Raw genomic sequence first — 9482 nt, 5'->3', positions numbered from 1 at the left:
CATCCCTTTCATGTAGCCCGTACCTACGATGTAGTAGCGGGGGACATGTCCAAAAAACCGATTAAAAGCTTTATGTATCGTTACCTCCAATACTATACCGTATACGATACTGGACAAATATTAGGTGCACGTTTACCCAGCTTCTTTTCAGAAAAAAAAGGACAACACTATTACCCCGCTCTTTTTGTTGATGATGAGCAAAAAGTGATGTTTGGTGACTTCATCCAAAACAGTCCCGATGATGATGTTTTTTCATTTGGTCGCCATTATGGAAAAAGTAACTACATGCTTAAAAGTAAAACTGTACAGTTAGACGCAGATGGCCAACCTAAATTAAGAACATATTATAATCAAGGGGTTTCGCATTATCTTCCTCCGCGATTTTATGACAGCAAATTATATTATTATTCCCAATATCTTAAAGCATCCAACTACAAAAACCCTAATGAGCCTATTTTTGAGGATAAATTAAAATCAAAAATTGGTCGTGGCGATACTATTGTCACATTAGCCGCTTTTTCAGGAGTTATTGTCCTATTTGCCTTGCTTTTTTATTTCTTCAGTGGTGGTTACAGTATATTTTTTCCCTCCACACCACAAATGACTACCACATCACCACAGCAACAAGGTCAAATTTTGCCTAGAGCCAATCCTGAACCAGAACCAACTAGCTCATTTTTTTCCACTAAGCCAAAACATAAAAAACAAGATAAACCTCAAACCTGTGATTTTTTCGCTAGTCTCGAACGGTTTGGTTATAAGCAAAGCTTTGTTAAATATCCATTTTTAGACGTATTACGTTACTATCATTATGAAATAACCAACTATTTTATTGACCAGCATGGTGACATCCGATTTACCTTCAATATTTATGATCCAGACGACAGGTCACAGAAAATTGAGTCATATAGCGATATGGATTTGAAGTCATGGGGTTTTCAGGTTTACAACTGGGGTGTGGATAAAGACAAACTAACCTTAGTTCTTGGCGATACGATGTTTTTTTCATTTGATACCAAATTGCAATCATCTAATCAATCGGGTGGAATTTTATCTAACTTGCCATTCTAGGGGATTATTCTATGAATTTATCAGTAAACTTGGGTCAACAATTTGACTCACAATTTTTTGATTTAAGTTTTGAAAAAAGTATTTTTAAGACGGTCATGCCTGCTGAGCTATTCAGTGTGCTTCATGCCTTGCCCAATTTACACCAGCACTTTGATATAGAATCGCCCCAATTTCAATCCTGTGATTTTGCTCTGGTCTACCTGTGGTCTCCGAAATGTGCCTTATGGGAAAAATATTCTCCAATCCTTGGCAAGTACTATCATGAACTATATGAAAAAAGACGCGGTTATTATCCACTGATTATCTTCTGTGATGTCTATGAACACCCTGAATTTACCCAAATTTTTCAAAAGGCCTCCAATAATTTAATTATTGTTCGTAACTCACCGATTGTATTTTCAGTGAAGAAGTTTGATTTATCTCAAGTGTCATTGCCTCCCAATATTCCCATTCATGATTTAGTTTTTCTACAAACCATGATTGGTTGTGTACAAACTAAAGCAATTGATGAATTGATTCATGACACAGAACGTTTCACAACAAAACACTTACTCAGTAGTCAACTGATTAAAGACTACATAAAGCAGCAAACAGTTTAAATCATGACTATAACAAACCGCCTTAAATCCTATGACCTCCTGATAACCATTGCAATTATATCCATGGTCATAGACCACACAGGCTATTTTTTTATAGATTATGAACCACTGCGCATCATTGGCCGTTTAGCTGCGCCTGTATTTCTATTTCTGGCAGGCTATGGCAATAATCATATAAAACCATCCTATCTATTTTGGGGCTTACTACTGACCTTCTGCATCGGTGGCAACTCCCTAGACATACTCATTACATTTTTTATACTAGCCACAACTTATCACTATCTGCTGCGTCATCTTTCCAGTATCAGCACATTGATCCTTGTACTGTCGTTATCCCTGTTGGCTTTTGCTATCCAAATGAGTTTTGAAGGTTACTATTACCCCATCTATATCCATATTGCATTTTTCTATTTTATGGCTGGAAAAAGCTTATATAACAAACAACTGTACTATTCTATAACATACCTAATACTAGCCATATTGTTTCAATTTCCACTGTATTTTGCATTTGCCTCAATGCCTTACTCAATGCTTGCACCCTTAATATTATTGCTCGTTTTATATAGCTATTTCTATCTTGATGTTTTGTTTTATAAAAATTCAGTGACGAATAAATATTTAAGGTTTGCCGCCCAGTACTCCTTACAAATTTATATCGTGCATATCGTTGCTTTTTCTGTTTTACAACAATTATTACAACTTAATTAACTAGAAAGGATTTATTATGGCTACTAGACATCTAGAATCATCTGAACAATCTATCTATTCCATCAATCTGCCTCAAGAGCTTTTAAATAAACTAACCCATAAGATTGATGAATTATCGATTGATTTGAATGAAACCCCAAACTACCCATTACCTCCACGTTATTTTACTACCTCTGATGCTCAACAAATAGACTTAAGCAACGTCCATGTTCTGCACCAAGGTGTTGACACAATCAAACAACTCTATGAAGGCATACCCCATGTTAAAACCTTCCTTGATATAGAGTACGAGTATAAAAACAAAATTGGCGCTCTGGTTAATATCCAAACCAAAACAGGCAACTATCAATTTATCCTTGGTAGTGGCGGCAAATCAGGCTACATGTATCGCCTACAAAATAACGAACTCGGCATTATTATTTTTTTCTGCACCCGCTTTAAAAAATTAGAAATCGAACGAGATGAATATGACGGCTTGCCCCGTTTCACCAGTGATTCAGAAACCTACTCCCATTTAAAAATAGAATGCTCACCTCATTTGCTTTGTTCAACCTCGGTGAATGATGTTCAATCTATGCTAGATAGTTTTGCTAGTGCATTCTTAAATGATTGGAAGCACTCAGGTGTAGCGGCTCACCTATGTGTTGATGTGATGGGCTGGGATATTCCACAAGACTTTGAACAACGCTTTATTTGTCGCTCAAAAAAGAACTATCGCCACTCAGGCATACAAAATATTGAACTGGAACAAGGTCAAGTTGCAGTTATCTATGGTAGAACCGAAACACTAACTTATGGTTCTGCAACTTCAACCCAATTCACTATTTATAACAAAACCTTACAATCTACTAAAACCGATAAACTAGAATTTTGGGAAGAAATCTGGGGCAGTAATTCAGAAATCCCCGAACTTCCATCACCCTATCAATCAGGCCAAACCGTGCGCCGTTTTGAGGTTCGATTTCATCATAATGTCATCGACCAATTTAGTGCTTATCTAGCCCAAAACCCTGATGACAATGGTGTACCTGAAATCAAAAGCTACGCCCAACTATCCTATTATATTCCTAGCCTCTGGCTCTATGGCATGACCTCATACCGCCTGCAATACTCATCAACCTTTATTGATCCAATGTGGACAATCCTCATGACTCAAGTCAACTGGGGAGTCTCACAAGTCAAAGTATTAAAACGGGAGTATGGCGTAACAAAAAAGGATTATAGCCCCGCAATAGATCGTTTAATTGCGCTTTACCTAGGGTGCACCTTGTCTCTTTATGCCAGAAAAGGTTACTATGCTGATGAAGTTATACAAGACTTGCAAAAGCAAGGTATCTTTTCCGATATTCTACGCTATTATGAACAACGCTATCATTCTTGGGACTACCACGAAGTTATACTAAATATGGAGTGTGAATTTGAGGAGCGACTGACTAAACGACGGCTAATAGGAAACGCCGTCTGTTAGTGACAACAAACTGTCAATAATAAAGTGAAATAACGAACTTTCACAGTTAAATCAGACTGAAATTTGTTGTTTGTAAGAGAATCAATTAAATATATAATCTATTGAATACAATAAATATTAATATAAAAAGATGTTGCTATTTTGGAGTTTTTTAAATTTAATAATTATAAATTTACATTTTCCTGTGATGATCCTTCAGTAAATTAATATATGCCCAAATTATACCAATGTATTGGGAGAAAGAATTTGACCGCCATTAATCGCTTTCTCCATTCAATTAAAAAAGTGTTACCACCATTGGCTGGGACGCTTTTTTTTATTGTATTTTCTCAAGTTCAAGCGGCCGCTGTTACATATTCATTTGTCGCAGATCAGTTTGTGAATGGCTATTGCACAAGTCAGGGTGATAGTGCAACACCAGTACATACTGATCCATATACATTTTATTTTTGGGCAAAAATAGCAGGCAGTACTGGTATTAGTTGTACTATTCAGCCTGATGGATTTGCCAATAAAGGCAGTAATGCTTATGTCAACTTTATTGTATCTCCCGGCAATCCAAATTCTTTTGTACATTCATTTAATATCTATGGGTTTGATGTAAACAATACGACGGGCACAACACAAACGCTTACCGTTTTATCTACAAAAGCGGGTAATACGATCTCAACTCAATCGCATACTGCTTCAACTGGTATATCTACAATTAGCTTAAGCGTTTCAAATGTGGATAGAGTGACAATTAGTTTTTCAGATACCGATGGACTTTCATTTAATAACTTTCAATTAGAATCTAATACAGAACAAGCACCTGTAGCAAGTAGTTTAAATGTTTCTGGCTCTATGATAATAGGTGAAACACTGACAGGGTCTCACGGAACATATAGTGATAACGAAGGGGATTTAGAAGGTACACCGCAATACCAATGGTTTAGCTATTCATCTGCAAGTTGTGGCTATTATGCTGATGAAATTGCGGGGGCAACCAGTGCAACTTATACTGTAACTGCCAGTGACATCGGTAAATACATATGTTTTTCAGTGAAGCCTACCGCTTTAACAGGTGCTAGCCCCGGTTGGAATTTCTTAGCAGCAAGTGCAGCTGTGAGTGCTGGAATGGAAATCGATGTACAAGGTAATGCAGCGTCTATTTCTGATGGTGATACCTCGCCTGCAACGGCGGATAATACCGATTTTGGTACGGTGACAATCGGCAGTAACACTACTAAAACCTATGCGGTTAAAAATACAGGTGAAGCATCATTGACTCTGTCTGGATCACCTAAAGTTGCTTTAAGTGGAGCAGGTTGTACCGAATTCAGCGTGACTACTCAGCCCACCTCACCATTAGTCGCCACCACAGGCAGCAGTGATTTCTCAATACAATATACCCCAACTGCGGTTGCAACCAATAATTGCACAGTGAGCATTGCCAGCGATGATCCTGATGAAAACCCTTATATTTTCACGATTACAGGTTTAGGGGAAAAACTGACACAAACTATTACTTTTGGCGCGTTATCGGATAAAATTTATGGCAATCCAGATTTTTCAGTTTCCGCTACAGCCAGTTCAAGCTTAAGTCCTAGCTTTGCAACTAATGGAGAATGCAGCAATACCAGCTCAAGCATTTCCATTGATGATGTGGGCAGTTGTACTGTTACCGCCTCGCAAGCAGGCAATGCAACTTACTATGCTGCCACCAATGTATCCCAAACCTTTACCATAGAAAAGATTTCTCAGACCATTACCTTTGGCACGTTATCAGACAAAATCTATGAAGATGCTGATTTTTCGGTTTCCGCCACAGCCAGTTCAGGTTTAAGCCCTAGTTTTGCCACCAGCGGCAGTTGTAGCAATACCGGTTCAAGCATTTCAATTGATGATGTGGGTAATTGCACCGTGACAGTTTCACAAACAGGCAGTGCAATCTACTATGCTGCGCCCGATGTATCCCAAACTTTTAATGTTGATAAAGCATCCCAAACCATTAGTTTTAGTCCTTCAAGTACGGGAATTGTGGGTAACAGTGCGACATTAAGTGCATCAGGTGGCAATTCTGGTAACTCCATTGTATTTGCTGTAACCACGAGTGCAACATGCTCACTTAGCGGCGATACTTTGAATTATCTCAATGCTGGGACTTGCACTGTGACCGCCAACCAAGCAGGCACAAGCCAATATTATGTAGCCCCTGAAGTCAGTAAAAGTATTTCTATTACCAAAGCAGGCACAACGACCGAGTTTAAAACAGCCTCCCCAACGCCCTCCGCATTAGGCCAAGAAGTGTATATTTTCTTTGAAGTCAGTTCAGCAACAGGTACAACTCCAACGGGTGATGTCACTATTTCTAGTGGTAATTACAGTTGCAGTCGGACTTTAACAAATACCCATAATGGCAATAGCGGTTGTTTCATTACTTTTGATGAAATTGGTGACTATGATTTTAGTATCAGTTATGCAGGTGATGACAATCACTATTTGAGTGGTAATAACAAAGGCCTGTCACATCAAGTTAATCAAGCAGATTTTATTTATACAATTCAACAAACGCTTTTATCTGAAACCGATACCACAACAAGTTATACGATTGAATTAGCTAGTATTCCAACTTCAGTGGTCAATATTACAATTACGCCAGATACTCAGTTATCCATTAATGATGAAGCTGCAGGCCAATCTGTTTCTATACAGTTGCTTGACATCACGCCTGTTGAATTAACCGTCACTCCTGTGGACGACAGTATTTTAGAAGGCGAACATCTGGGTTTTATTACTCATAGCAGTGTCAGTGATGATGCCAATTATGATGATAAACATACCGAATTAAGCTTTGATATTATTGATAATGATGCGGGGGTAGTTATCACACAAACAGGTGAATTGTCTGAAGTTATTGAATCTGGGCAGGCGAACAATTACAGCATCAAACTCAACACTGAACCAAATCAAGATGTCACAATAAATATTGAAACCGACAGTGAGCAATTCTCTATTTATCCAAGACGCTTGATTTTCAGCCGCTTAAATTGGAATCAATCACAAAACGTACGCTTATTAGCGGTAGATGATTTAGAAGTAGAAGGCAATGCAACTGCCACAATTACCCACAGTATCAGCACCGAAGACTCAACTTATAGTGCTGAAAATATTGAATTTATTATAGATGAGCAAAGCGGAAATAGTCTGACTGTCAGCATTATTGATAATGATATTGCACAAGCACCACTCGCACCCAGTAATTTACAAATTGCCTTGATTGATAACCAAATACAACTCAACTGGCAAGACAATAGTTATAATGAAACCCAATTTATTGTATTAAAAAATCAGCAAATCTTAGTGCAATTGCCTGCTGATAGCACAAGCTATGTTGATACTGTGCAATGTGGTGCAAGCTATAATTATCAAATTTATGCAACCAATGAGATAGGTGATTCTCCAGTTTCTAATCTTGCAACAATCGACTTCCCTTGCCCAGAATCACTGCAAGTCCCGCTAAATTTTAATGTCAGCCCTGATTCGATTTCACAAACTCAACTGACTTGGCAGAATAATAATCAAGTTGAAATCGGTTATCAAATCGTGCGAAATGGCCAAATCATTCAAAATACAGCATCCAATACCACAAATTATACAGATACAAATCTACAATGCGGCACAGGTTATCAGTATCAAATCCGAGCTATTGGCGCAGATTTAACCGTATCAGCACCCGCCACACAAACAGTGACAACCTTAGCGTGTGAAGATGGAATAGTCGAACCGCCTGAGCCAGAGTTACCGCCCGTCATTATTTCACCTGAAGTCATCGTGCCTACGCCTATAGGATCGACTCCTTTTGTTGCGCCCATAGTCACTCTAATTAAAGATAACAGTAGTTTAGAACGTAATGCGAATATTGGTGGTCAAACAGTCAAAAATATTTATATTCAACAAGATGCAAGTATTGCTAACGGCACATTAGCAGGACAAATTAGCAACGAGGGTTTAGCCAGTAATATTGTGCTTGCGGAAGGTGCAACGATGCAAGGTGGCTCAATCAGTGGCGTTAATATCAATCATGGTGTGATGCAGGATGCGACCATTACCCTTTATTCAGAAATTTCAGGCGGACAGTTTGTGGGTAATATAAGCAATCGCGGCACAATTAGCGATATTGAATTATTAAAAAATGCGGTGTTACAAGGCGGAAAAATTGGCGGTTTAATTCAGAGCCAAGGCACAATTTTAGACATTCAATTACAAGCAGATGCACGAATTATTGGCGGTCAAGTTGGCGGAATTATTAAAGGCACACCTGCACGACCCGCTTATCTTGGCGATATTGAAATTCTTGACGGTGCAACGTTAAGTTATGTTCGCATCAGCCCCACCACAAAATTACTTGATAATGTCACAATTGGCGAAGGGGTGATTTTTCCTAAAAGTATTGCCCGACCTGATTTAGATGATTTTGGTGTGGATGAGAGTGAATTGAATTCCATCGATAATGAAATATTTAGAGGTATTGAATCTGCGGCGTTTTCCATATTTAAGCCACAACATTTGCAACAATTACCGTTAGAGATTTTCACTCAATTTGAAGCCCCAGACATTGCTTATTTAGAGCCAGAAACAGTGCAATCACTCGATATTGAACAGTTTGAGCAATTGCCGTTGGAGACTTTAGCAGGTTTTACTCAAAACAATGTGGATGCACTCCATAGCGATGTTTTAAACAGTATCACTCCTGAAAAATTAACCTCGATTCAGCCACAAGCGATTCAACAAGCTGAAAAACCCGGCACTATTTTTACTCAATTAGATAGCAATAAAATTACCCCGCAACAGATTCAAGCCTATTTACCTGATGGCTGGAATGTTGACTTGGAAACAGGACAATTGATAGCACCTGTAGGCACAAAACTGAATTATAAAGATTTAACCCCAAATAATATTCCCTCACAGCGACAAGCCCAACTACCTGAAATAGCCGATTTATCAACCAGTTTTAGTTTAGGTGGCAAAACAGGACAGTCCGCACAAGCCAATTTAAATCAAGGGATTAAGCAAACACTCAGTATTGGTGATGTTGATTTGAATCAGTTTATTTTTACCCAAAATGAAAATGGGGTATTAAATATTGTCGGAACAGGTCTTTATGCAGGGATCACGTTTGCGTTTTTACCCGATGTGAATGATGTTGAACAAGCACCGCTTGATATACCTGTTGGTTTAACGCAGGATGCAGGCGGATTTTTCACCATGATTACCCCAGAGCAACAACGTTTTGTCCTTACGCCATCGAGCAATAATCCAGCGGGCTTAGTTGAAGTAATTAGTGATGTGGCTGTGGATACCGAGCCGACAGAATTCAAAGGTAAAGCTTGTGATTTCAGCGACCAAGTGGCAAAATTTAATGAAGATGGCGATGTATTATTAACTATTTCTAAAGATAAAGCTCGCCGTCGTACGCGAGCATTTGAAACTGATGTACATATGGTCGCGATGTTTGATGCGTTTGTTGAATCTGCACCGAAGGCATTTTGTAATGGAGATGATTGTGATTGGTTAGACATGCCTGATAATTTACAACAAGGTATGCACTTTCCAGCGAACTTACGTGCATTGCAACAGGCTTATGTGGTTTATCC

5 protein-coding genes are annotated in these 9482 nt (G+C 38.6%); all 5 read left to right on the top strand.

The window, feature by feature from the left end; translation table 11 throughout:
• Nucleotides 1–1071 (top strand): hypothetical protein (locus tag ABXH34_RS15700; RefSeq protein WP_353572834.1); only part of this gene is annotated, 1071 nt, incomplete at its 5' end.
• A gap of 11 nt (nt 1072–1082) precedes the next feature.
• Nucleotides 1083–1670 carry a hypothetical protein gene (locus ABXH34_RS15695; RefSeq protein ID WP_353572833.1) on the top strand — a complete coding sequence of 196 codons (588 nt, stop codon included), beginning with the start codon at nt 1083–1085 and terminating at the stop codon, nt 1668–1670.
• Between the two features lie 3 nt (nt 1671–1673).
• Nucleotides 1674–2378 carry a TraX family protein gene (locus ABXH34_RS15690; protein WP_353572832.1) on the top strand — a complete coding sequence of 235 codons (705 nt, stop codon included), beginning with the start codon at nt 1674–1676 and terminating at the stop codon, nt 2376–2378.
• 16 nt (nt 2379–2394) lie between these two features.
• Nucleotides 2395–3846: a phage replication initiation factor gene (locus ABXH34_RS15685; protein WP_353572831.1), complete on the top strand. Its 1452-nt coding sequence runs from the start codon at nt 2395–2397 to the stop codon at nt 3844–3846.
• Nucleotides 3847–4092: 246 nt separating this feature from the next.
• The coding region (locus tag ABXH34_RS15680) for a choice-of-anchor D domain-containing protein (protein ID WP_353572830.1) at nt 4093–9482 on the top strand (5390 nt) is incomplete at its 3' end.

Origin of the sequence: Candidatus Albibeggiatoa sp. nov. BB20 (genome assembly GCA_016744725.1) — a bacterium.
GTDB lineage: Bacteria > Pseudomonadota > Gammaproteobacteria > Beggiatoales > Beggiatoaceae > Albibeggiatoa.
This window is presented reverse-complemented; position numbering and strand designations above follow the sequence as displayed.